At 33.4% G+C, this 784-nt stretch carries 1 protein-coding gene; it reads right to left on the bottom strand.

Annotated features, from left to right (window positions below; all coding sequences use genetic code 11):
* Positions 1–16: 16 nt before the first annotated feature.
* Positions 17–784 (bottom strand): glycoside hydrolase family 19 protein (locus WAA15_RS24490; RefSeq protein WP_337045480.1); only part of this gene is annotated, 768 nt, incomplete at its 5' end.

Genomic DNA, 784 nt, shown 5'->3' with positions numbered 1-784 from the left:
AAATTTTCATTTTATATTATTTGTTTAAAACTGTTAATGATTTTTTAAAGAGTTCTTTTCGTTCAAGATATTTGTCTGCTGCTGCATTAATTTTTGTTGTGAACAATTTATATTGTGCTTCTGAACAATTTTCATCCAATTTATCTGCGGTTTCGTTGCAATCATTTTTATTCCAAAACCACATTCCAGAAAGTATATCTATTTCTTTGTCTTTAAAACCCTCGTCTGGATCTGAGAGGATTTTTTTGTAATCATCTGCAAAGCCTTCCGATATAAGCCATTGATTAAATTGCTTATATTGTTTTTTCCAGGTAAGCTGCATTATTCCATGTCCACGATAAGTGTAACCATCACAGGTACTTTCATCTCCGTTACCCCCCTCACATCGATACACATAGCAAAATAAATTTTTACCGGCTTGGCCTTGTGATACCTCACCAGCATCACAGATATACTTTTTTGGTACATCATCAATCGAAGACCAACCGTTCTTTTTAATTCTTTTAGTACTTTGATTATCATTTGGTGCGTCCGAACAATCTTTATTAAAAGGCGTTTCTTTCCATGTTAATGAAAACCAAATACTCCAACCCGTACTAGTTTTCTTATAACAAGTCCCTTCTCCATTTTTTTCACCCATAGCTTTAAGCTGATTGGATTCCCATCCTACCTGTCCCAAGAAATGTGCCATTCTCAAAGGGGTATTTATTTCAAATTTATCACTATATTTGTTAATAATTTTAGCCACTTCATCACACCTTTCTTGTTTAGTTGAAGGAAAAAT

Source organism: Emticicia sp. 17c (genome assembly GCF_037153985.1).
GTDB lineage: Bacteria > Bacteroidota > Bacteroidia > Cytophagales > Spirosomataceae > Emticicia.
Note: the sequence above shows the minus strand (reverse complement) of the source record. Positions and strands in the feature narration are given on the sequence as shown.